The organism is Halobacillus sp. H74 (assembly GCF_052246715.1).
GTDB classification, from domain to species: Bacteria; Bacillota; Bacilli; order Bacillales; family Halobacillaceae; genus Halobacillus; species Halobacillus litoralis_A.
In genome coordinates this window covers 206611-231239 of the sequence record NZ_JBQQCI010000004.1, presented here as the reverse complement: position 1 = coordinate 231239, position 24629 = coordinate 206611, and the positions used below count along the sequence as shown (strand labels likewise).

Sequence of the window (24629 nt, the reverse complement as noted above, 5' to 3'; positions counted from 1 at the left end):
AAAGGCTTGTCCGGGAGACAAGCCTTTATTCTATGCTGCTTTTTGATAATCGATCGACCTGTTCTTGTGCATCAAAGGATAGACCCGGTTCAATTGTTGAGCAAGGATCGAGGCGATGACAATTTTCGCCACATCCCCAGGGATATACACAAGAGCAGCTACGGCCGCTGCTGGCCAAGGAGTGTCAGTGACGAACGACAAGTAAGTTATCCCACAGGCATAAACAAACACTACGCCGCCGATAAAATTGAACGCAAGATAGTGCCACAACTTCAAGTTCTTCCAAAACCGTTCGACTAAAAATCCGATAATGAACGCGGCGATCGGATAACTCATGATATAACCGCCCGAAGGTCCGAAAAATACACCAAGACCTCCACGTCCGCCAGATAGAAGCGGAACACCGATCGCAATGAGCAAAACGAAAAGAAGCATACTCAACCCACCGCGTTTAGCACCTAAAATGGACCCCGCCAACATCAAACCAAGTGTTTGAGCCGTTATCGGCACAGGCGTGAATGGGGTCACAATGGGAGGAAAGAAACCTAAAGCTCCCATAATCGCTGCAAATAAAGAAGCGTAAAGCATCGTCCGAAGTTTCATGATCTTCCACCTACTTTTCTATGTATCTAGTAAGAAGAATAGCGGAAGATGTCTATTTGGTCAACCATTAAATTATACAGTTAACATAAGTGGGTGATTTTCCTCAATAATCAATTTCCTATTAATGTTTGTTGTTGCTTCTCACGAATCGCTTATCGGTGGATGCTTGCCGCGGGCACGGCCTCAGCTAACTTGGTCAAGAAGGTCACTTGACCAAGTGGATCTTCGGCTCGCGCTGTTCCCGCAGGCGTCACCACCGAACGCTCATCGTGGAATCAACAGTGGTTCATCTTAAAAGAGTGATTTTCTTGTACATTGAAAGAAGCCGAGTTGAACGATAAAATCTTCCAACTTAACAGCGTGGGAGGCAGGTCGCAAAAAACGGGTAGATTGGAATTTAACAACTTGCATACTCTACAAGATTATTAAAAACTATAATTCAAACTGATCATTTTCCGCTTCACCATTTCACGGACCGCATATTTCACGCCTTCATATCCATACCCCGAATCCTTTCTTCCTCCGTAAGGCATATGGTCGAATCTCAAAGTCGGAATGTCATTGACCAGCACTTGTCCTACATCCAATTGGTGACTCATCTGCAGGGCCTGGGATAAGTCAGTAGTGAAAATGCCGGCATTCAATCCATAATTCGAGTTATTCATTTCAGCTAGCGCCTCTTCACCACTCTTTACTGCGTTGACGATGGCGACAGGACCGAAGACTTCCTGACAGGAGACCTTGTCAGATGCCTGGACACCTTTTAAGATTGTGGGCTCGATCCCGTTCTGGCAGGCTTTTCCACCATGGACGATTTCAGCTCCGTTGTGGCTCGCTTCCACGATCCATTCGAGCAGCCGTTTTTTCGATTTTTCATCAATGAGAGCTGACAAATCAGTACTTTCTTCTAATGGATCCCCATACTTCAATTGTGATGTCGCCTCAATGAAATGACGGGTGAACTCTTCGGCAATCGCTTCATGGACATAGATGCGTTGAGTGCTTATGCAGACTTGTCCATTATATGAAAAAGCACCGACAACTGCTTTCTGTGCTATGTCATCAAGTCTCTCTCGCTGACTTTCATCAATATATAGAGCAGAATTATTCCCAAGCTCAAGTGTCACTTTCTTCAGTCCGGATTGGGATTTAATTAATTTTCCTACCTCAGGGCTGCCGGTAAATGTGATTTTCGCCACTTGTTCATGATCGATCAGCACCTTCCCAAGGCGCGGTCCATCTCCGGTAATGACCTGAAACGCACCTTCAGGGAGCCCTGCTTCCAGGAAGGCTTCACGTAATAACAGCGAAGATAAAGGGGTTTTTTCAGCCGGTTTTACAATGATGGTGTTCCCTGCAGCGATGGCTGGACCCACTTTATGTATGACTAGATTCAACGGGAAATTGAACGGGGTGATCGCACCTATGACACCAATCGGTTCGTAGATCGTGTAGGCATCCCGTCCGCCACCATTGTTCGCTGCATCGAGACGGATCGATTCCCCTTCGAGTTTCCGTGATTCAATCGCAGAAAATTTCAAAGTCTCCACCGTCCGCGCTACTTCCCCTTTGGCGAACCGAACCGGCTTACCCGCTTCATTCACAATCGCTTTAGCGAACCTTTCACTATTTTCTTCTGCAATACGTGCCGTTCGCTCAAGAACCTCCGAACGCTCTGCAGAACTCCATGTCTTCAGTTTTTCAAAGGCCGCTAACGACTTTGCGATCGCTGTTTCCATTTGCTCATTCGTACACTCGGGAATTTCTTCGATTTCTTCTCTCGTATGGGGGTTAATCAGCGAATAAGTCTCCCCTGCTTCATCCCTTAATTCATTCAAATAGGTTGAATAATTCAGCATGCTGTCGCTCCTTTTTATTAATAAATTCAAGCTGCGAAAAGAGAAAAGCCTCTTGTTCGTAAGGAGGCATTCCTGTCAGGACACAACCGCACCTGGTCCCTTTATGGTCAGTAATTCATCAAACGAATCTTCCACTATCTCGTCTTGAAAATTAGGACACATCATCATCATCACCTGTATCCTTTTCTTTTCAAAAGTATAGCAAAGATATAGAAAAAATTATTCGTCTGCGGCGGGCTGTTGGGTAAGCGCCAGACTTGCGACGGTATCATGCATCACTCTCAATGCTTTTTCGATGTCCTTCCAATCGGTCTCCTCTTCCTCGCAGTGACTTTTACCTGCTTGGCTCGGTGTGAATACCATCACTGTTTTTCCTAGCCGGTCGAGATACATAGCGTCATGCCCGGCCCCGCTGAACATTTCTAAATAGTCGATTTCATTTGTTCTACAACTTTCCCGTAAAGCATCAATCAATGAATCATCAAAGGCTACGGGCGGCATGAAGGAAAGATCTTCACAAAGACTCTGGGTATCATCCTCCAGAGCCACTTCCCGTATCAAACGCTTGACCGCTTCGACTCGATTAAGTAATACGGAATGATCTGGATGCCTGATGTCCAATGAGAAAACCGCTTCGCTTGGAATCACGTTGATGGAGCTAGGGAGCGTATCGAATTTTCCGAAGGTGGCAAGGGTTTCATCCTCTAAACGATGGATCCAGTTGTTGATCCGGCTGATGGCTTTGACAGCACTCAGTAAGGGATCTTTCCTATGCTCCAAAGGCGTCGTTCCTGCATGATCAGATTCACCGATGAATCGGACTCTGTGCCAGGATAATCCTTGAATCCCTTTGACCACACCTACAGGTTTTTCCCTGGCTTCAAGAAGCGGCCCTTGTTCGATATGCAATTCAATAAATGCTTCCACATCCTTCAGGCGATTTTCTTCCTCACCTTGATAGCCGATTCTCTTCAATTCATCTTCAAAGCGCTTGCCATCATCATCCTGCATGTCATACACATGCTGCTTGGAAAAAACCCCTGTAATCGCCCCGCTTCCTAACATGGGAGTAGGGAAACGCGCACCTTCTTCGTTCGTGAAGACAGCTACTTCAAGCGGAAAACTGAGGTCCTCTGCCTTCTCCTGCAACGATTCCATGATTTCAAAACCGACGAGCACTCCGAGCGTGCCATCGAATTTTCCTCCCTTAGGTACACTGTCTAAATGAGAACCCAGGACAATCGGTTTTTTTTCTGGGAAATTCCCCTCTAAACGGGCAAACATGTTGCCGAAGTCGTCGACCCTCACTTTAAATCCTGCCTCTTCCGCCCAGTGGGTCCAAAGATCCCGTGCCTCCCGATCCAGATCACTCAATGCCAGGCGATGGACGCCTCCTCGCTCCGTCGCCCCGATCTGAGCCATCTCGTCAAACCTCCGCTTCAGCCTTTCTACTTTCATACCCATCTCTCCTTATAAACCAATTTGAATGAAAAAGAAGCGCCAAAAATGTCACCCGCATAAATCGTGGAAGGACGACTGGATAGATAGAATGAGAACATCAACATTCATTTGAATTTCACTCCTCCACACTCGCTGCTTCACACCATTCCAACACCGTCTCCGCTATGATTGAAGCGGTCTCAAAAATTCTTTCCAATTCAATATACTCGTTCGGGAAATGAGCCATATTCGTTTCCCCTGGACCGAAAACAACCGTCGGGATACCGGCCAAAGCCGTTAATAATCCACCATCCGTCCCCCATGGTGAAGCTTTGATAACCGGCTGTTCACCAACCTGAGATTGATAGCTTTCCTTCAAAGTCTTCAAGAAAGGATGGTCATCATCAATTTCTCCCGGTAGCCAACGTGCACCGAACCATTCCACTTCTACAGGCGCCTCGGCAAACCATACATCTGCCTCGTAAAGCTTCGCCACACGTGCCTCGAATTCCCGCTTAGCGTCATTTATTGATTCACCTGGGGCTACCCCCATTCGCCCTTCCATAGTGACTTGGTCTGGGACGGATGAAGGCCAATTTCCTCCTTCGATTTTCCCGATATTAATCGGCACAGGAATTGGGTTTCCTTGATAAAGCGGGCTATCAAGAGGTTCGTTTCTTTCCCTCTCTAAATCAAGAATGACTTCATGAACAATGCCGGCTTTTTGAATCGCACTCACACCTTCATAACGTGTACCTCCATGAGCGGACTTTCCATATACATGGACTTTGAACCACATGGAGCCCTGCTGCTTAGGAAAAATACGCATATTCGTCGGCTCGGGAATGAGCGCCGCATCCGCACGATAGCCCCGTTCAATCGCAGCCAGCGTTCCAGAACCCCCACTCTCTTCCTCGACGACACTTTGAAAGATCACATCACCCTTCAACTTGATCCCAGCTCCCTGAATCGCTTCAATCGCAAGCAATGCAGCCAAATTCCCACCTTTCATATCAGTCGCCCCACGTCCATAAAGCTTCCCATCTTCCACTTTTCCGGAGTATGGATCAAACCTCCATTGCTCCCTTTCACCTTCAGGAACCACATCGATATGGCCATTCAACAAAATCGACTTTCCATCCCCTTCTCCTTTCAAAACACCCACAACATTCTCACTACCGTCAAAATCAGCTCGAGAAGCACAAAAGGCTTCATGTTCGGATAACAACTTATAATCAAGCTCCCAACGATCCACTTCAAATCCTTTAGAAGATAGACGATCAGCCACTATGCTTTGAACTCCTGCTTCCTCACCTGCTTTACTAGGCTCTTGCACCATCCTTTTCAACAATGCTATGTAGTCTTCACGGTTTTCTTCCATAAAAGACTGAATGCTTTTCATATTGGCCATGATTTCCTCCTCCTTTTCTATAATTTTAATTTCAGTAAATTTTCTGATATCTCAATAAAACAATACAGGGTTGCCTTAAGTCAAATGTAACTTAAACAATATAGACGCTGATTCACCTTTTAGTTAGCTGTAAAACGGCGGTAGCAGCCTTTTATCGGCGTCAGATGAATTTTTATCGGCGCAACTCAGAATTCATCTGCCTGAGAGCATTTTATTAGCGCAACGTCTCAAACTCCCCTCCCCAAAATACAAAGCACCCAGACAGCGCACAAACGCTTTCAATTATTGAAATATTCTTGTAATAACCCCCAAAACAAGGTAAAATCATGTAGATGTAAGGAGTTAATTTGATTTGAATGGGAATGACGATTCACGCCCATTCCTATCAATTTCCAAATCTATTACTAGGGGGTAATCTTTTTGAAAAAATATTCATTATTTACTTTTGTCATCCTGCTGGCTGTAAGCATGTTACTTAGTGCTTGTGGGGAAAGCGGTACCAACAATTCTTCCAACGGCGACAGCGAAGGCGGTGGCGGTGAAGGAGAAGAGATGACGAACCTTACGATGGGCACAGGTAGTGTCGGAGGTGTCTATTATCCACTTGGCGGCGAGATGGCCAACCTGTGGAAAGATATGATTGAAGTCGAAGGTTTCGATGTCAGTTCCGTTGAATCCGGGGCTTCTGTGGAAAACATTGCGAAAATCCAGTCCGGAGACTTCCAACTGGGCATTGCGCAAAACACCACGATGCTTAATGCGGTTGAAGGCACAGGAGAATTCGAAGGCAAAGACGTCGGGAATGTCGGGGTAATTGGATCACTTTACCCGGAAGCTCTTCAAGTAGTGACCCTTGAATCTACAGGAATTGAATCGATTGAAGATTTGAAAGGGAAACGTGTAGCTGTAGGTCCTCCTGGCGGGGCGACACGCGAAGCGGCTGAAATGGTCCTTTCCGCTTATGGAATTGAAGAAGGAGACTATGAGGCATACGAAGAAGGCTTCGGTGATGCGAAAAGTAAACTGCAAAATAACACAATTGATGCTTCCTTTGCAGTTGTAGGTGTTCCATCTTCTACAACAGACGAGCTGGATGCAGCCACAGGCGAAGTGAAGTTCTTGAATATTGAAGGGGAAGCACTCGAGAAAGTCGTTGCAGACAGCCAGTATGAAGCTTATACTGTCGAGCCTGGCACATATGAGTGGCAGGATGAACCTGTCCAAACGATTACGGCGATGGCCCTTCTTTTAGGATCCACCAGCCAAGTAAGCGAAGATTTAGCGTACGAGCTTACGAAGACACTTTATGAGAATTCCGGTGAAATGTCTATCGCTCAAGCGAAGCTCATAACAAGTGACAGTGCACTCACTGGCGCTCAAGACCTTCCTCTTCATCCTGGTACTAAGAAATACTTTGAAGAAGAAGGCATCCTTGAATAAATGATCTCAATGAGAACCGGGCAGTATTATTGTCCGGTTCTTTCACTGATGATCAAGTGTGTGAAACGGAGGTAGAATCAGTGGCGACACAAGATAACAAAGAAGTAGACAAGCAGGAGCTTATGGCGAAATATGACAAAGAAAGTACATTCCGCACGAATTTAGGAGCCTGGGGTTGGTTGACACTCATTTTAGGAAGTGCACTTACGATTTTCCAATTGTACACCGCTTACCGCGGGGCTTATGTATCCTTGATGCAGGGGGCGATCCACCTCGGTGCAGCCTTGTGCTTAGTGTACCTGCTCTATCCGTTCAAACCTTCCTCATCATCTAAACGGGGGATTCCCTGGTATGACGTCATTTTAGCTGCCCTGGCGCTCTACACGAACTTTTATATCATTCAAAATTATGAACGATTGATCAATGAAGCGATCATTTTCGGTTTCACTTATATGGATCAGATTGTCGCAACAGCTGGAATCATACTTTTATTAGAAGCAACAAGACGAGTGGTCGGCCTGCCTATTGTCATTATTGCAATGGTGGCACTGCTTTACGGATTATTCGGAAATTTCATTCCGATCATCGGTCATGCCGGTTTTGACTGGCCGTCTTTAGCCACCAAAATGTTTTTCAGTTCAAGCGCAATTTTTGGAATCCCGATTCAAATTTCATCCACTTACATTTTCTTGTTCCTCTTTTTCGGGGTCATTTTGGTCAAAACGAATATCGGACAATTTTTCAATGACCTCGCCCTGCGGCTGACCGGCCGTTATACAGGTGGGACAGCGAAGGCAGCCGTTGCAGCAAGTGGACTGCAAGGGATGGTCAGCGGAAGTTCTGTAGCCAACACAGTCGGATCAGGGTCATTCACGATTCCGATGATGAAAAATGCTGGCTTCAAACCGCATTTCGCGGCAGCTTCAGAAGCTTCTGCCTCAACAGGAGGTCAACTGATGCCGCCGATTATGGGAGCAGCCGCTTTTATCATGGCTTCCTACACAGGCATCCCATATAACGAAATCATTGTCATTGCCATCATCCCCGCCCTATTATATTTTTCGGGCGTATTCTTGGGAACCCACTTTGAAGCACGCAAACAAAACATTCGCGGGCTTACAAAAGAAGAACTGCCGAAAACGAACAAGCTGTTGAAACGGCTCGATCTCTTTCTTCCGCTTGTCATCATTATCGGCTTCTTGCTGTCAGGACGTACACCGACTTATGCGGCCTTATTCGCAATCGCAACAGCCTTTGTCATCAGTTTCTTCCGACAAGAAACCCGGATGTCACTTAAAGGGATCATCAAGCTCCTAGAAGAAGGCGCTCGTGTCGCTCTCCCGGTCATCGCTGCCTGTGCGACAGCCGGTATAATCGCAGGAACCGTGACAATAACAGGTCTTGGACCGAAAATCGCCGGAGGGATCATCGACCTTGCTCAAGGTCAATTCTTCCTTGTCATGTTCTTCACGATGATCGCCTGTATTATTCTCGGCATGGGGCTGCCGACGACAGCCAACTATGTCGTAACTGCCACGATGGCAGCACCTGCTTTGCTCGCATTTGATGTGCCTGTCATAGCTGTCCATATGTTCGTGTTCTATTTCGGCATCGTCGCAGATATTACGCCGCCCGTCTGTTTAGCCGCATACGCCGGGGCCGGGATCGCGAAGGCCAATCCGATGAAAGCAGGCGTGACAGCTGTCAAATTGGCGATTGCCGCTTTCATCATCCCATACGTTTTCGTGACCAACCCTATCCTCCTGTTGCAAGGAGATGCAAATGCAGTAAACGTCTCGATCAGTGTGGTCACCGCACTCTTAGGGATGGCCGCCATCAGTTCAGCTATGATCGGTTATTACGTAACAAAAGTCAGCTGGCTGGAACGATTCGCTTTATTCGCAGGCGGACTGCTGCTCGTTTACCCGAACTTCATCATATCCTTGATCGGAGTGGGCATTTTCTGTCTCATCACAGTTGTCCAGTGGATCCGTAACAAAAATGAGGATAATGAAAATCAGCAAGCAACGTTATCATGAATGCTTTCTTTGACACTCATGCGAAAAAGCGATCCTGAGTAAAGGAGAAGCCCGTTCTTCATTCTGGAGAACGGGCTTTTTTTCTATTCGGAAAGGTTTTCTGGCTGAACTGAGTGTTATTCTGTCCCATCCAGACAATATTTTTTCCAACTTACTGGTGAATCTGTCCGATTTCATAGTGAATTCATCCAAACTTACGGAGAATCTGTCCAAACTCACCTTTAATCAAGCGAAACTCTGGAACAGCCGGTCCCAACTCCTGAGATTACCCTTTCTCAATCGCACCCATCCCCGCCAACAATGTTTTCGCGTCTGTGTTCAAGTAACCAAGGGCTTCCTTTTTCATCAACAAGCTTTCCTTATCCTTGATCAGCAGCTTCAGCCCCCGCACATCAAATCTGGTCGAATAGATATTCATCGATTTCAAATCAGAGAGTTCCTGGCGAGTGAGCGGCTTCTCTCCTTTTTCTCTTTTCTCCGCAAAAAACTTGAGCAGCTCCCGAGCATTCCGGTTTAATTGATGCTTGTTTTCATCAAGTGCCTCGAAGTTTTCTTCCATATAAGTTCTGGCTGTGACCAAATCCATATCCTCGACACTTTTATTGACTTTTTTAAACAGCTCATACTTTTGCACGCTTCTACAGCTCCCTCAAGATCTCTTTTCTTTAATATCGGTATGTTTCCAGCGGATTCAAGATGGCAGGTTTTTCTGTCCAAAAGGAGCGATTATCCAGCCGCTCCACGCAATAATTTTTCCAATCGCCTCATAATCAGTCCAACTTCAAGCAGATTCATGCCAAAGCAACTAACAATCTGTCCAAAAGCCTTCATAATCGAGCCAAACAAAAAAAGTGCCAACCCCCGGCTAACGCAGCTGAGGACAGGCACTTCTTTATTACTATTCAATCTCAAACTCCACACTCAAAACCGCTTCCACCTCCGTATTTTGAGCATCAAATGATTTAATGACCCTGTACTTTCCTGAGCTCAATTCCAGTCTGCTTAAATCTATCTTCTGGGTGTGGGTTTCTTCCGATTGAAGCGTGTATCCGATTGATGGGAAAGCCTTATCATCCCCGAGTACATCATTCCAACGATTGCTCGTGTACTGCTGTAAGTTATAAGGTGTGCCGAACTCGAGAATTGTCGGGCCCCAATTTTCTATATGCACTTCCATGGTGTCATCTTGGGCGAACTTGAGCTTATCCACATACATCCTTGCATTAATTTCTTCCGGCGGGACGTAGTAGACGACGACATCGGTATCGAGCACCTGATCATCTTTCCCTAGAACTTCCTGGCTGAACGTATAAAGGGCGCCGGTTTGACTTGGAATCTGGACGGCCAGTTTTTCTCCATCTTCATAGATCTTTTCTTTCACCACTTCGACCTTTTCCAAATTTCTCTCTCGTTCTACAAGCTGGACGCGGACCTTCTCGTCTGGAAAGGATTCATGAGAACCGACATCTGCTCCAGGCTCTACCATGAAAAAGGTGTTGTGAGCAAACAGGCCTTTGAAGAACCTCCCTGTATATGGCTCATATTCTGTCTGTTCGTAAATATCTTCAGCTGTCCACTGATCACGGTCAGGAGGCTGAACCTTGTCGTTCGCCTCCCCAATTTTATAGGAGATACCTGAAGAGTTTTCTGCTTTGTCATCCTCGTGAGGGCTATCTGTTGGTTCACTGTTGTCAGAGCATCCGATAATCACCAATAAAAGTAGCATTCCGAGGGATTTTTTCATAAAGTACCTCCCTGTCTAGTAAACAACTTTTCTCACAACAATTCCTCTCGTCTCCCGTACCATATCTTTTATGTAATCGATCCAGTAATCACGGTCGAAGTTCTTCCGCTCTTTATTCGAAATAGATTCATACTCTTGGAATACACTGTACATTTCCTCATTCAGGTTCATAACGTCTTTAAGAAAATTGATTTGCTCTTCATTCAGCTCTACACTTTCATTGTTTTCATCCTTCATTCTTTCCAGGGTAAAAATAATATCAGAAAGCTGCTCATTAATATGATTATTATTGATCCCCACACCTTCCAGTCGCTCAGCTATACTGGCTAAACTTACAATATAGTCTGTTACATTGTTATAAGTCGCTTGTAAGGTGGATAAATTTTCTAGGGTGAGTTTTTCTTTTTCAATCGATTCCTCAATGATTGGATTCAAACTATATAAAATAAATTCTTCCTCAAGCATAATTGAGGCAGGTGTAAATTCCTCATCTTCTACAAATTGATGGTACGAATTGAGTTTCATATGTAATGTTCCTGCATAAATCGCCAGGCCAGCCACTAAGACGATCAAAGCTATACGCTTCTTATTCATACTTCCCCTCCTAACATATATTGGTAGTCTATCATATTTAAAGTGATCTTTCTGTTTACAAAAAAAGAGGAAGAACACGAATAAGTTCTTCCTCCTCCGTAGCATTTATCGTAAACGATGGACGACCGTAGCAGCTTCTGCTCGGCTCGCGGTTCCTTTTGGTGCAAATTTGTTTCCTGGTACACCAATCATGAGATCAAGCTCATAAGCGGCCGTGACCTCATCCACAAAACCGATGCGGATTTGGTTTTGATCTTCAAATGGGAGATCCCCGGACGGATCGTATTCTTCTCCGTCTTTGAATTCAAAAGCACGGACGACCATCGCGGCCATCTGTTCGCGGTTGATCCAAGCATCAGGATCGAAGCGGTCGGCGGATACCCCGTTGACGATTCCATTTTCAAAGGCAGCTGTGACCGCTTCCTGGTATCTTTCAGGGACGTCTTCAAAAGGACTTTCTCCCTCTGCTGTCAGTCCTAGCTCTCTTGTCAGCAGCATCGCAAACTGAACACGAGTCAATTTATCCTCAGGTCCGAAGTTTCCATTTGGATAACCTTTAATGACCCCGTCTTCAACCAGTGCATAAATCTCATCAGCAGCCCAATAGTTTTCAGGCACATCCGGGAAGGATACGGATGGTTCTGAAGCTGTCAATTCAACAGCGTATTGAGCGAAGCCATCTGATTGTGTTTCAAGGTAAGTGATTTTCTCTTCCTGTTCCGCATATTGCTGGCCTTCTGGAGAAGAGCGGAAAGTCAATGTGACATCCTCCTCATCAATCGGAGCAAAGGACCAATTGCCATCTGCCTGTGGATTGATCGTGCCGTTTTCACGGATGTAATTGACGAGCACTTGACGATTTTCATCAGGCGATTCTATGACAACATTATCTCCATCAGGATTAGCAAATTTGGAAGCTGCCCGATAGTTGTTCGTCGCTACCAGGAAGTCCTGCTCAGGATTGATAGGTTCGCCATTGAATTTCACATTGACGATGCGGTGGCTGTCATTGATTTTGTCACCATCATTGTTGTAACGGGCAGGTTCTGTCACATCGATTTCATATGTGAGTCCGTCAATGACGTCAAAGTTGTAGCTCGGGAACCCTGGCTCTGTACTTGTATTTTCTTTGACCAGCTGTTGCGCTTTTTCTGTAGCTGTATCAATCTGGTTGAATTGCCCCGCACTCCACTCAAGCCATTCAATGACCTGAGCACCGTTGATCTTCGTCGCCCTTACCGTGTTCGGGTATTTATATAGGGACGTTGTGTCTTTGATAGCTAAACCACCCTCAGGAATGTCAGTGTAGTCCCCGATACCGTCGCGTCCTGCTTTGAAGGGGGCGGCAGCAGAAAGTACAGGCAATCCTTCAAGTTCAGTACCCTGGATATATTTTTCAATATAACTCTTCTGGGCATCATTGACGATTTGAACCGTCGGATCATCTAGAACTTGGGAAAAATAGCTGTATAGCGGCGCTTCCGTTTCGCCGACAGGAGTGGCTACATATTCCTTCGTCCCTTCATGATCCTCTTTCACGGCATCGACAATCTCCTGATCCGGCTCTACCAGTGGTTCGCCTGTTTCAGAATCATAGATTGGACGCGCTTCCGATTGTCCATCCACGACATCCCATTCACCTGCTGTTTTTTCCAACTGTAAATCGATGATTCCTAAATCAGAACCCCAGAATCCTGCCTGGGTCGTCGGCACACCGTTGATCGTCCCTGTACTCAAATCAATGTTATGCTTGCCATCAAGAGACGCATAATCCTGACTTGGGAAAGTTTGGTGAGAGTGACCGAAAAGCAAAGCATCGAAACCATCGACCGTCGATAATTGATAGGTCTGGTTTTCCGCCCTCTCCACGTATTCCTCAGTCGAACCAAGGCCGGAGTGAGCGATTCCGACAATCACATCTGCCCCATCATCTTTCATTTTCGGGATGAATTTTTCGGCTGTTTCTTTCAAGTCACGAGTCGTAACATGACCTTCCAGATTATCTTTATCCCATGTCATGATTTGCGGTGGGACAAAACCGATGACCCCTACTTTAATCGTGTGGGTCTCCCCGTCCTGGTCGACAACTTCGCGATCAAGGATCACATAGGGATCGAAATAGTTTTCATCCTCTGCACCCGCTTTATAAACATTTGCGTTCACATAAGGGAATTCAGAGCCTGAAATCGCCTGATCGAGAAAATCCAGTCCATAGTTGAACTCATGGTTTCCGTAGTTCCCTGCATCGTAGTCCAAAAGATTCATCGCTTGATAGACAGGATGGACATTCCCTTCCTCATCAAGAACTTCCTGATCGACAACGTAATCAGCCATCGGGTTCCCCTGGATCAAGTCGCCATTATCAAACAGCATAGAGTTCGAAACTTCATCTCTTGCACTGTTGATCAATGCCGCTGTATTAACGAGACCGACCGTGTCATCCTGCTGTCCGGAAAAGTAATCATAGTTCATCACATGGCTGTGCAGATCCGTCGTTTCCATCAACCGTAAATCTACGACATCCTCATTAGTTTCCGCCGCAGTCGCTGTCGACGGCAATACTGCAGAGGCTGCCAAACCGAGTCCAAGTGCCGAGCGAAGCCACCATTGTTTTTGATTCTTTTTCACTCTCACATCTTCCCTTTCCAATTGGATTTTTTATGTAAAATCTTGATGTTTCTTCTATTATTTTATCACCTTATCAAAATTATTGTATGTCTTAACCTAATTTTTACAGGAACCTGCTATTTGGGGGCAAGCAGCATCAAGAGGTCCGGGCTCCATTCCTACGTCTGATCGGTTCTGTACCGAGCGGACCTAAGAATGCCTTCTGATCGACGATATGACATCCTAAAAAAGAGCCACCATGGAGGTGACTCTTACTTAACGAAAGAGATTCTATTCTTTTTTACTGTTTTCGCTCTCATCATTGATAACATGCAACTTTCTGACTTTTATTTCTTCTACAATAATCGATATGAACTCTGGATCCAAGTTGTGCTTCTTAGCTGCATAGTATGCTGAGAGCAGTGCCTCATTTGAAAGTTTATTCATGCCTGATCCTACTCCTATAGTTATAACTTTATCTCTCTTCTTTTATTTGTTCCTTTGCTAACCAATACAAGAATTCTTTTTCTTCTATAGTGAGTTCTCGATCTAATTTGTCTTCAAACTCACTTACAAGACTTCTCTGAAGTTCTCTTAATCTATCCATAATATAATCCCCCGTGAAATATTTAACACCCATGTATATTAACATAAAGAAAGCCTGAACAAAAAAGGGCTTCCTTAATAGAAAACTCGGCTCCAGAGTGGCAGTGGTCAGTTACCCATGTGCGAACGCTAAGCCCTTTGACCAAGAAAAAAAGACAGCCCTGATTTACCAGGGACTGCCTTTACCATCCTTCACGTTACTTATTAACTTGTTCGTTCTTTGCCACTAAACCTTTCAGAATATCCATCACATCATCTTTAAGATCCGGACGTTCCAAAGCGATTTCAATCGTCGTTTGAATGAAGCCTAATTTTTCACCGACATCATAGCGCGCACCGTCAAAGTCATAAGCGAACACGCGCTGGATTCCGTTCAGCTTCTGAATCGCATCGGTCAGCTGGACTTCTCCGCCGGCCCCTTTTTCCTGCTTGTCGAGGAACATCATGATTTCAGGCGTCAAAATGTAACGGCCCATGATAGCAAGGTTCGATGGTTCTTGACCTTGTGGCGGTTTTTCGACGAATGTCTTCACTTGATACAGGCGATCCTCCTGGTTTTCCGGATCGATGATTCCATAACGATGGGTTTGATCGTCAGGCACTTGCTGGACACCGATGACAGAAGAACGCGTCTTTTCAAATTGGTTGATCAATTGCTTCAGACCAGGTTCCTCGGCACGGATGATATCATCGCCCAATAGCACGGCAAAAGGTTCATCGCCGATGAATTTACGCGCACACCATACAGCATGGCCCAATCCTTTCGGCTCCTTCTGGCGGATATAGTGAATGTCGACATTGGACGTTTCATTCACTTTTTCCAGCATGTCGAATTTCTCTTTGCTTACAAGGTTATCTTCCAGTTCATAGTTTTTGTCAAAATGGTCTTCAATCGCACGTTTCCCTTTACCGGTTACGATGATGATATCCTCGATTCCAGATTCAATCGCCTCTTCGACGATGTACTGGATCGTAGGCTTGTCCACGATCGGAAGCATTTCTTTCGGCATTGCTTTTGTAGCAGGCAAAAACCTTGTGCCCAGTCCAGCAGCAGGGATAATTGCCTTTTTGATTTTACTCATAACATTGACCCCTTCATTTCATACAAATAATAGTTATTATCACTATATTTAATTATAACAGTTTAAAGTGGAAATTTATAATAAGCCTGGTAAAACTCTTGTAAATAATCCCTGTGGTCCCACTGGAACCATTAAAGGACGGTTTCATTAAATTTTGGCCATATGTTTATTAACGACGATTTTTCATTCTGGTCGCTTTTAATATTACATTATCATAACAAAAAGTTAAATTATGTAATTTGCGTTTAGGGGCAAATATAAATGGTAACACACTAAACATAGCAAAGGATAAATCCTTTCTAAATTTCATTTGGAGGTGGAGTTACAATGGCTAACAAAAAGACTTACAAAACTGGTGAAAAAGCAGAAGAAAATGGAACATTCAAGGTAGAAAGTCTCGTCAGTGGTGGTTCAACCGCAAATGATAATACAGAAATCAAACTGGAAAAAGGAGAACAATTCCCACCGTCTCCTTCAAGCAATGAAGCCGCTCACTGGGTTAAAAGTTCTTAAGAATATATCGAATCAAAAAGACGCTGGAATAAAAGAATTTTTCCACTAGAAAACCCGAACAAGTCGTTCGGGTTTTCTTTATGAGGCAATAAATGCCTACGCTCCATCTGATTCATCCTCCTCTAACGTTGGCCTTTTCCAGTGGCAGTTATCGTTTTTCCCAATCTTTTTTTATACAGTAATCGCGTCCCCTGCATCTCTCTTTGAAACCTTTTTTCTCCAAGTAACCGTCCTCTCCATTAAAATTTTTCATTCCACTCCCGTAATTTATAAAGCTGAATTCTTTCCTCCTGCTTTTGCAAAACTCCCTCTTCACCATCACAGCAGTAAAATAGGACAAGTTTCCTGTACATACCTTCTATATATAAACGTTATAAAAATGAAGGAGAGACCCTATGAGAATTCATGTCGTACAACAGGGAGAGTCTTTATGGCAAATCGCTCAATTCTATGGTTCCAATATCAATCAAATCATTCTCGTAAATCAGTTATCCAACCCTGATGTCGTCGTCATCGGGCAGGCGCTTGTCATTCCTGAAACGAATAAAGAGTATGTCATTCAGCAGGGCGATACGCTGTGGTCGATTGCACAAAGGTTCGCCGTCACGACAGGCGAGCTAGCGGAAATGAACAACATTGCTGACCCTTCCCTTCTATATATTGGTGAAATGTTGATTCTTCCTTATTTCACGTATGTCGTGCAGCCTGGTGACAATCTTTGGAGCATCGCCAACCGTAATGGCGTCACAGTGAGCCAAATCGTGCAGGCGAACAACATTTCGAATCCTGCGCTCATCAATGTGGGGACACCACTAAGGATTCCCGCCGCTTCAAGACCCGAGACAGAAATCAATGCTTATACGACACAGACGACACCTCAAGGAGCACAGGAAGTAATCGCACTTGGAGAGCATTTCACATACCTCACCCCATTCATGTATGCGATCAGGGCAGACGGAACTTTGACGGATATGCAAGACACAGCTTTACTCGATGCCGCAGAAGCTCAAAACATCTCCCCATTACTTGTCGTGACAAACTTTGCGAACAACAGCTTCGATTCCGATTTAGCTGCAGCGATTTTAAGAAGTCCAGATTTACAGGACACTTTGATCACAAATCTTCTGGAAATCATCCAAACCAAAGGTTATGAAGGTGTGAACTTTGATTTTGAATATGTCTACCCAGAAGATCGCGAAAATTATAACGCTTTTCTCAGAAAAGTAGTCGAACGCTTCAAGCCAGAAGGTCTGCTTGTATCGACAGCCCTTGCCCCGAAAATCACAGCAGATCAACAGGGCTTACTGTATGAAGCTCATGATTATCAGGCCCACGGAGAAATTGTCGATTTTGTCGTAATCATGACCTACGAGTGGGGATGGGCAGGCGGGGAGCCGTGGGCGATCGCTCCCATCAACAAGGTCCGGGAAGTACTCGATTATGCCGTCACGGTCATCCCTCGGGATAAAATATTGATGGGCATACCGTTGTATGGACGCGACTGGAAAATCCCCTGGGTCCAAGGAACCTTCGCGCGCACCGTCAGTCCCCAGGAAGCCGTTGCTCTAGCTGCAAGATATGGCGTCACGATTGAATATGATGAGGAATATCAATCCCCCTACTTCCGCTACACCGATGAAAGCGGTCAACAGCACGAGGTTTGGTTTGAAGATGCCCGGAGCATTCAAGCGAAGTACGATACGATGAAGATTTACGGTTTGAGAGGGGGCAGTTACTGGGTGCTCGGCACTGCTTTTCCGCAAAATTGGCCAGTGCTGCAAACGAACTTCAAGGTTCGGAAGCTGTAAGAAAGGCAGACTAAGAAAGACTCTCAATTACATGAGTTTCAGCCATAATAACGAAGCAATAAAGCGCTAGAACTGAAACCAAACACCTTAAATTATTTAAGATGTCATCCATTGTGTATGGCATCTTTTTTGTTATAAATTCCCTCTAAATTCTTCTCGATTATTAATGTGGTCATGTTACGTTACATAGATCGAACTTCCATTTTAGCGGATTAGCGTATTGCTTCTTGGTCGATAATGTGAAAAGATAGAATTGTTTAATTATGCAACGATTGAGGTGGGGATAAATTGATTAAAGCACTTCTCATTGCGCCCTACCAGGGGCTTGCGGAAATTGCTAAAAATTATAAAGATGTCGATCCTCATTTGAAGGTTGATGTGAAGTCAGGGAATTTAGAGGATGGGGTCGGCATCGCGAAACAAGCGGAAGCCGATGGTTATGACCTCATCATCAGCCGAGGTGGTACAGCGAGCTTGATCGAAGAAAAAGTAAAAGTTCCTGTGGTAGATATTAAAGTAAGCGGCTATGATATCCTGCGAATCTTAACTTTGCTGAGAGGTACCAATGGGAAGGCTGCATTGGTCGGTTTCGCTAATATCTCAAGAGGCGCTTCTACGATATGCAGTATTTTGGACATGGATGTAAGAACCATTACGATCACAAACAGTGATGAAGTCACAGAAAAACTGGAAGAACTGAAAGCTGATGGTTTTTCTGTGGTCATCGGAGACGTAGTGACCGTTCATGAAGCAGAAAAGACCGGCTTACAAGGAATTCTCATCACTTCTGGAAAAGAGGCGGTCCTGGAAGCATTTGATGAAGCGAAACGGTTATATCACCTCCTTCAAAAAATGCAGACACAAGCAGGGATCTTTTCTGATGCTCTTGAGAAGTTTCCTCATCCATTGATCACGGTCAAACAAGATCGTGGACTTATCTTTAAAAATGAAAAGTTCAGAGAAGTGATGGATGACCAGTTTGTCGAGAGTGCAGAGGTCATGGCGCTTACAGAAGAAGTAGTCAGAGGAAAAGAAAAAGTGTGGAGGCCGGTCGAATATCAAAATAAAAGCTATTTTCTAGTCGCTTATCCTCTCAATAGTGACGAGGATTATGTAAATATTTTAATATACAACGGCTTTACTCAAAAAGAAGAGGGTGTGAAGTTATACCCGAACTTTTCTCATAAAAATATTCCCGGCGAAAGTACGGCAGCTGTTTCATTAAGAAACAATTTAAAACGGTACGCAAGTATGGACGCTCCCCTTTGGATCGAGGGAGAACCGGGTACAGGAAGAATGACATATGCAGGGAACCTTCATTTTGAAAGGTTTCAGCAACGCGCTCCTCTTGTATCTGTAAATCTGATGAAAGTTTCAATCGACCGGCTGCGTGATTTATTTTTCGCGAATGTGGAGAGTCTGCCTAAAGAGGGAACCGTTGTATTTCATAACATCCATAAAATAAATGAGGATGAACGGGATCGTGCAGAGGCATTCATCCAGGATATTTCTGAAAGGTATCAGACCATCCTCCTCTCCCCTGATGATGTGGAAAGTCTGGTTAAAGAGGGACAAGTGAGTCATTCTTTGTATTATGACGTACCAGAGGCTCGCATCTATCTCCCCGCTTTAAGAAATAGGACGGAAGATATCAAAAGCCTTGTTCAAGTTTTCATTGCCCAAAGTCACATCGACTACGGATCTGAAACCGTGGGGATCCGTGAAGAAGCCGTAAATGAGCTGATGACCCATGACTGGCCCGGCAACATCGATCAGTTGAAGACGACGCTTGAAAAATTAATGGCGATGACGAACGGCTCTTTTATTGAACGTAAAGATGTCGAAACACTCATCCATAAGGAGAAACCTTCAGAGCCGTCTGATTTCGACCACTCCATCCCTGTCCAGGGAACGTTGAAAGATATGGAAAAACGAATAATCATGCAAGTGATGCAGGAAGAGAATAACAACCAATCCAAAGTCTCGAAGCGGTTAGGAATGAACCGCACAACATTATGGCGCAAACTTAATTCATAAGTTTGCGCTTTCTTTTTGCCCAAATATGCAACAACTATGATAAAAAATAAGCTGAAACAGATTAAAAATAAAAATATGTGTTGCAAAAATAAATTGTAAGCGTTATTATATTCAATGTAATCGCTTTATATATTTCTTTTTGTTTAATTATGAAACATAAATGTTATGATAGGAGGAGTAAAGATGAAGATTAAGGCGACTTTGGAAAGAATTCCTGGCGGTATGATGGTTGTCCCGCTTATTTTGGCAGCTATTTTGAATACAGTAGCGCCTGATTTACTTAGAATCGGCAATTTCACGCAAGCTCTGTTTGTTGATGGTGCCGGGACGTTAATTGCTTTGTTCTTATTATGTACAGGTGCACAAATCAACTTGAAGACAGTCGGTGTCAGCCTCGGAAAAGGCGCGACACTCTTAACCGTCAAGTGGATTGTAGGGGCGGCTTTCGGTATGCTTGCCTATGTGTTCGCAGGTGAAAATGGTTTATGGTTAGGTCTTGCTCCGATTGCCATTATTGCAGCCATGACAAACAGTAATGGTGGTTTATATATAGCTGTTGTCGGTCAATACGGAAATAAGACGGACCGGGCAGCCTATTCCTTACTTGCGCTGAATGATGGACCATTCTTTACAATGGTAGCTCTTGCCATATTCGGTGCGATGGGCTTTGTGGACGGTTTGTTCTCACTGACAGCTTTCATCGCGGTATTATTACCGATTGTCGTAGGAATGGTGCTTGGTAACCTTGATGAAGAAATGCGTAAGTTTCTGGATCAGGGCAGCTCCATGTTAATACCTTTCTTCGCGTTCGCCCTTGGAATGGGAATCGACTTCGCTAAAATTATCGAAGGTGGTATTCCTGGAATTCTTCTAGGTGTTGCGACAACGTTCATCACAGGGACAGCAGGATACTTTGCTTTTAAAGCCTTCGATTGGAACCCGATTGCTGGTGCGGCTGAAGGTTCAACAGCAGGGAACGCAGTAGCTACCCCGGCAGCCATTGCCGCAGCAAATGCCGGCTTCGCTAGTATGGTTGACGTGGCAACCGTCCAAGTAGCAGCGTCTACGGTTACGACTGCGATTCTGCTGCCGATCTATATCGGATTCTTAGTTAAACGCCTGGAAGGAAAAGGAGTCACCCTCCCAGATGATTACCAAACAGAATCGGAAAGGCACGCTTCAGCCTAGAGAGTTTTTCAGAAATGGGGATTTGTCATGGACTTTCGTTTTGGAATGATTGCAGATGATTTAACAGGTGCAAATGATAGTGGAATTCAACTCAAAGAAAAGGGACTTGCAACTTCCGTTTACTTTGAGATTCCTGAGGAGCACCATGAATTGGATGAGGCTATCGTAATTGATACCGACTCACGGGCTATAGATAAAGAAAAAGCCTGTGAAAAGACTAAAGCGGCAGCTGAATTTTTGGCGGAAAAAGGATATCAACAGATCTACAAGAAAATGGATTCGACGCTAAGGGGCTATATCGGGTACGAATTGCAAGCTATAAGTGAAGTGTTCAACCCAGTATTCACCATTGTAGCTCCAGCTTTTCCTGCTTACGGAAGAACAACCCGGGATGGCATCCATTACATGAAAGGGAAACCTGTCAGTGAAACAGAACTGGCCCACGACCCTAAACATCCCGTTACAGAATCCCATATTCCTAGTATCCTTGAAAAAGAAACAGGTCAAAAGACAGCCGTTATTGATGAAACACTACTAAATGCAAAAGACGACGAATGGTCAACTACAATAAATAGATATATAGATGAAGGTATTGAATACCTCGTATGTGATGCATCGACAGAAGAAGACTTAAAGAAATTAGCTGCTAGAATTCACAGCTCCGGCCATAAGGTGGTTTGGAGCGGATCGGCTGGTTTAGCGGAAGTCCTGCCTGCTGTCATAGGGATAGAAAGCAGTGTCCGAATAGAGGACGGAAAACAACTCAAAGGTCCTGTGTTAGGTGTTTGCGGTAGTTTATCCCAGACGACTCAGGAGCAAGTGAACTATGCCATCCGCCAAAAGGATATCCAGCCAGTAGAAATAGATACAGAGAGAATTTTTTATAATGACTGGGAAGATCAAGCCGAGGTCTATAACAAAGAAGCCTTGGAACACCTCTCTCAAGGAAAAGACGTTATTTTCTATGTACCTTCTCATGAGGACATTCGCAGACGAGTGCAAAAGCGGGCAGCTGAGCTTGAGCTTGATTCATTTCAAATCGGGAAAAAGATATCAGAAGCCTTGAGCTTTATGACGGAAACAGTCGTGAGCCAAACGTCTGTTTCTGCTCTGGTTTTGACAGGAGGAGACACTGCTAAAGATGTAGCCAAAGCGTTAGGGGCTACAGGGATAAGGCTCAGTCATCAGCTTGAAGCAGGGATCCCTGTCGGTGAATTGATTGGAGATTCGCCATCGCTTCCAGTCGTCACCAAGGCTGGAGCATTTGGAACAGAGTCCTCTATTTACCATGCAATGAAGAAGATGAAAGGAGCAGTTACAAATGAGCAATAAACCGATCATCGGCATCACGATGGGTGACGCTGCTGGCGTCGGCCCTGAGATCATTATTAAAAGTTTGGAGAATAAAGAGCTTAAAGAACAATCCGTTCCGGTGGTCATCGGGGATTTGAAGATCCTTCAACGTGCAGCTGAACTTTTAAATTCCTCCATCACTTTTAAAGAAGTGACCCAAAATGATGAGTTTCCTGAAATGGATGATCCGAACATGGTCTACTGTGTCGACCTTGATCTCTTACCTGCTGACTTGAAATATGGCCAGGTTTCCAGTGAGGCAGGCCATGGATCTTTTGAATTTTTACGTACAGCCATTGAATTAGCGAACGAGAAGAAAATCAATGCCATTTGTACAGCTCCATTAAATAAAGAAGCTCTGCATAAAGGCGGGCATCTATACCCAGGTCATACAGAAATCCTGGCAGAGCTCACAAACACGAGTAACTTCTCTATGATGCTGTCTTCACCGAAGTTGAAAGTCATCCACGTGACTACGCACATCGGTTTGAAAGATGCCATTGACCGTATTGAACCAGAGCGTGTGTATGATGTCATAAAAATGGCTCATGAAACCCTCCATAAGTCGGGCATTGACGCACCAAAAATTGCGGTTTGCGGAATCAATCCACACGCCGGCGAGAACGGACTCTTCGGATATGGAGAAGAGGAAGAGAAAGTGATTCCAGGCGTAGAACGCGCTCAAAAAGAAGGAATCGAAGTTCAGGGTCCATTGCCTGCGGACACTCTATTTTTCCGTGCGGTCCGTGGAGACTTTGATATCGTCGTGGCGATGTATCACGACCAGGGTCACGGTCCGATCAAAGTGCTAGGTCTCGATGCTGGCGTTAATATCACAGTAGGATTGCCTATCATAAGAACAAGCGTTGACCACGGCACAGCTTTTGATATAGCCGGACAGGGGATCGCTGATGAAAAGAGTATGCTGGAAGCGATGAGACAGGCGATTGAGCTTGCACCAAAATAAATCGAGTTTCCATTTTAAAAGCACCTCCTCCCTTCGATGGGTGGAGGTGCTTTTAACTTTCTTACACATCCCTACCATAAAAGAATCTTCACTTATTCCTCATGAACCCTCACCCAAAGTCTCCATAACCGTTTCCACAAGAATTCTCGACGCTTCAGGCATGACCTTATGATCGAACGCCATCTGCGGATGATGCAATCCAGGCTGCAAGTCACAGCCAATCGCCAGCATCGATGCTCTCAACTCTGGTCGCTTGATCGTATAAAAATGAAAATCATCTCCACCTGTCGTTTCGATGACAGGTTTGAGAGATTCTGGACCCGCAGCTCTTTCGATGCCCCGCTCCATATAGGTGACGGCGTCGTCGTTTAAGACAGCGGCTTTGGCATCAGATTTTAAATTGACCTCAACAGAAGCACCGTACAAGTTGGAAACAGCGTCTATGATTGCTTCGATTTTCCCGGTCAATTCGTCCATCACTTCATTCGTCTGTGCGCGCAGATCAATGGAAAATGTAGCACTTCCCGGGATGATGTTCGTGCTTTTTCCACCGCTATGGAAAGAAGTGATTTTAGCCGAATGGGGAACCATTGGATCCAAATGGATGTTGTTGATCATTTGAATGATTTCCGCTCCGAGCTCAATCGCATTTTTGTTCAAGTGTGGGCGAGCACCGTGGGCATCTTGCCCTGAAATCGTCCCTTCCAGGAAGCGGGCAGCTCCATGCTGAATGCCAGGGGCGAACTGTCCTGTCCGTAATTCCTGAATCGGCCGCAGGTGAAGGCCGTACAGATAATCGACGTCATCGACCAATCCTTTTTCCACCATTTTCTTGGCACCTTCCATCGTTTCTTCTGCCGGTTGAAAAATGAAACGAACCGTTCCTCCGAGCGCCGACTGCTTTTCTTCTAATGCAAAAAGCGTCTCGAGAACAATAGACATGTGGGCATCGTGCCCGCAGGAGTGATTCGCTTTGTGTGTGCCACCGACTTCCTGCCAGAGCGCATCCATGTCTGCACGAATCGCAATGACTGGCTCCCCCCTTCCGAGTTCTGCCACAAGTCCAGGACACTCATCAAACCGCTTCACCTTCGCCTTAGTTTTTTCTAATAATGAAGCGATATAGTCGGTCGTCTCCGTTTCCTGCCAACTGACTTCCGGGTGCTTATGTAAATGATCGAACATCTCTTGCAGTGTTGGGCGTGTTTCCATATATAGTCTCCTCTCCTATCTTCTCTTCATTTGCCTTCCATTCTACTTTTCCATTCAGCTTTTAGAGTCAAGTTCCTTCATTATTATAAAAAAACCGAGCCCCGCAGCTTAACAGAGGGACTCAGA

The 24629-nt window shown here is 45.0% G+C and carries 20 protein-coding genes; 8 read left to right on the top strand and 12 right to left on the bottom strand.

Translation table 11 applies throughout. From position 1 onward, the window contains the following. Positions 1–30: 30 nt before the first annotated feature. From ACTWPX_RS10435 to ACTWPX_RS10420, 4 genes are all read right to left on the bottom strand, one after another. A complete protein-coding gene (locus ACTWPX_RS10435) occupies positions 31–603 on the bottom strand; it encodes a biotin transporter BioY (RefSeq protein WP_443119713.1) in 573 nt (190 codons plus the stop codon). A 425-nt stretch (positions 604–1028) separates the two neighbouring features. Then, positions 1029–2462 carry an aldehyde dehydrogenase family protein gene (locus ACTWPX_RS10430; RefSeq protein ID WP_443119712.1) on the bottom strand — a complete coding sequence of 478 codons (1434 nt, stop codon included), beginning with the start codon at positions 2460–2462 and terminating at the stop codon, positions 1029–1031. A 219-nt stretch (positions 2463–2681) separates the two neighbouring features. Further along, the gene (locus tag ACTWPX_RS10425) at positions 2682–3920 is read right to left on the bottom strand and encodes a Zn-dependent hydrolase (protein WP_443119711.1); all 1239 of its coding nucleotides are present in this window, start codon (positions 3918–3920) and stop codon (positions 2682–2684) included. 118 nt (positions 3921–4038) lie between these two features. Next, positions 4039–5313, bottom strand: coding sequence for a peptidase (locus ACTWPX_RS10420; protein ID WP_443119710.1), 1275 nt, complete (start codon positions 5311–5313; stop codon positions 4039–4041). Positions 5314–5733: 420 nt separating this feature from the next. Here ACTWPX_RS10420 and ACTWPX_RS10415 point away from each other — a divergent pair, with 420 nt between their 5' ends. Both ACTWPX_RS10415 and ACTWPX_RS10410 read left to right on the top strand, forming a co-directional pair. Beyond that, a complete protein-coding gene (locus ACTWPX_RS10415) occupies positions 5734–6753 on the top strand; it encodes a TAXI family TRAP transporter solute-binding subunit (RefSeq protein ID WP_443119709.1) in 1020 nt (339 codons plus the stop codon). A gap of 122 nt (positions 6754–6875) precedes the next feature. Further along, positions 6876–8792 (top strand): TRAP transporter permease, encoded by a 1917-nt coding sequence (locus ACTWPX_RS10410; protein WP_443119990.1) that lies wholly within the window; start codon positions 6876–6878, stop codon positions 8790–8792. A 265-nt stretch (positions 8793–9057) separates the two neighbouring features. Here the strand turns inward: ACTWPX_RS10410 and ACTWPX_RS10405 are convergent, their stop codons facing one another. The 7 genes from ACTWPX_RS10405 to galU form a co-directional block, all read right to left on the bottom strand. Continuing rightward, entirely contained in the window at positions 9058–9426 is a 369-nt protein-coding gene (locus ACTWPX_RS10405; RefSeq protein ID WP_443119708.1) for a hypothetical protein, read from the bottom strand. Positions 9427–9690: 264 nt separating this feature from the next. Next, positions 9691–10536 carry an immunoglobulin-like domain-containing protein gene (locus tag ACTWPX_RS10400; RefSeq protein WP_443119707.1) on the bottom strand — a complete coding sequence of 282 codons (846 nt, stop codon included), beginning with the start codon at positions 10534–10536 and terminating at the stop codon, positions 9691–9693. A gap of 15 nt (positions 10537–10551) precedes the next feature. Beyond that, the gene (locus ACTWPX_RS10395; RefSeq protein WP_443119706.1) at positions 10552–11130 is read right to left on the bottom strand and encodes a hypothetical protein; all 579 of its coding nucleotides are present in this window, start codon (positions 11128–11130) and stop codon (positions 10552–10554) included. A 105-nt stretch (positions 11131–11235) separates the two neighbouring features. Beyond that, the gene (locus ACTWPX_RS10390) at positions 11236–13758 is read right to left on the bottom strand and encodes a bifunctional 2',3'-cyclic-nucleotide 2'-phosphodiesterase/3'-nucleotidase (RefSeq protein WP_443119705.1); all 2523 of its coding nucleotides are present in this window, start codon (positions 13756–13758) and stop codon (positions 11236–11238) included. Positions 13759–14028: 270 nt separating this feature from the next. Next, positions 14029–14184 (bottom strand): sporulation histidine kinase inhibitor Sda, encoded by a 156-nt coding sequence (gene sda, locus ACTWPX_RS10385; protein ID WP_443119704.1) that lies wholly within the window; start codon positions 14182–14184, stop codon positions 14029–14031. 28 nt (positions 14185–14212) lie between these two features. Further along, a complete protein-coding gene (locus ACTWPX_RS10380; RefSeq protein WP_443119703.1) occupies positions 14213–14344 on the bottom strand; it encodes a hypothetical protein in 132 nt (43 codons plus the stop codon). A 196-nt stretch (positions 14345–14540) separates the two neighbouring features. Continuing rightward, positions 14541–15425 carry a UTP--glucose-1-phosphate uridylyltransferase GalU gene (galU, locus tag ACTWPX_RS10375; protein WP_443119702.1) on the bottom strand — a complete coding sequence of 295 codons (885 nt, stop codon included), beginning with the start codon at positions 15423–15425 and terminating at the stop codon, positions 14541–14543. A gap of 327 nt (positions 15426–15752) precedes the next feature. Here galU and ACTWPX_RS10370 point away from each other — a divergent pair, with 327 nt between their 5' ends. From ACTWPX_RS10370 to pdxA, 6 genes are all read left to right on the top strand, one after another. Beyond that, on the top strand, positions 15753–15938 hold the full coding sequence (locus ACTWPX_RS10370; RefSeq protein ID WP_128525822.1) for a YjzC family protein: 186 nt from the start codon (positions 15753–15755) through the stop codon (positions 15936–15938). A gap of 395 nt (positions 15939–16333) precedes the next feature. Next, positions 16334–17746, top strand: coding sequence for a LysM peptidoglycan-binding domain-containing protein (locus tag ACTWPX_RS10365; RefSeq protein WP_443119701.1), 1413 nt, complete (start codon positions 16334–16336; stop codon positions 17744–17746). A gap of 288 nt (positions 17747–18034) precedes the next feature. Further along, positions 18035–19783 carry a PrpR N-terminal domain-containing protein gene (locus ACTWPX_RS10360; protein WP_443119700.1) on the top strand — a complete coding sequence of 583 codons (1749 nt, stop codon included), beginning with the start codon at positions 18035–18037 and terminating at the stop codon, positions 19781–19783. 183 nt (positions 19784–19966) lie between these two features. After that, complete coding sequence (locus tag ACTWPX_RS10355) at positions 19967–20971, top strand: 2-keto-3-deoxygluconate permease (protein ID WP_443119699.1); 1005 nt, start codon at positions 19967–19969, stop codon at positions 20969–20971. A gap of 27 nt (positions 20972–20998) precedes the next feature. Then, positions 20999–22303, top strand: a complete 1305-nt coding sequence (locus ACTWPX_RS10350; RefSeq protein ID WP_443119698.1) for a four-carbon acid sugar kinase family protein — start codon at positions 20999–21001, stop codon at positions 22301–22303. Further along, positions 22293–23291, top strand: coding sequence for a 4-hydroxythreonine-4-phosphate dehydrogenase PdxA (gene pdxA, locus ACTWPX_RS10345; RefSeq protein WP_443119697.1), 999 nt, complete (start codon positions 22293–22295; stop codon positions 23289–23291). Before ACTWPX_RS10350 ends, pdxA begins: the two co-directional genes overlap by 11 nt. Before the next feature lie 99 nt (positions 23292–23390). On the opposite strand, the gene ACTWPX_RS10340 is transcribed toward pdxA, so the two are convergent. Further along, entirely contained in the window at positions 23391–24503 is a 1113-nt protein-coding gene (locus ACTWPX_RS10340) for a M20 peptidase aminoacylase family protein (protein ID WP_443119696.1), read from the bottom strand. Positions 24504–24629 lie beyond the last annotated feature (126 nt).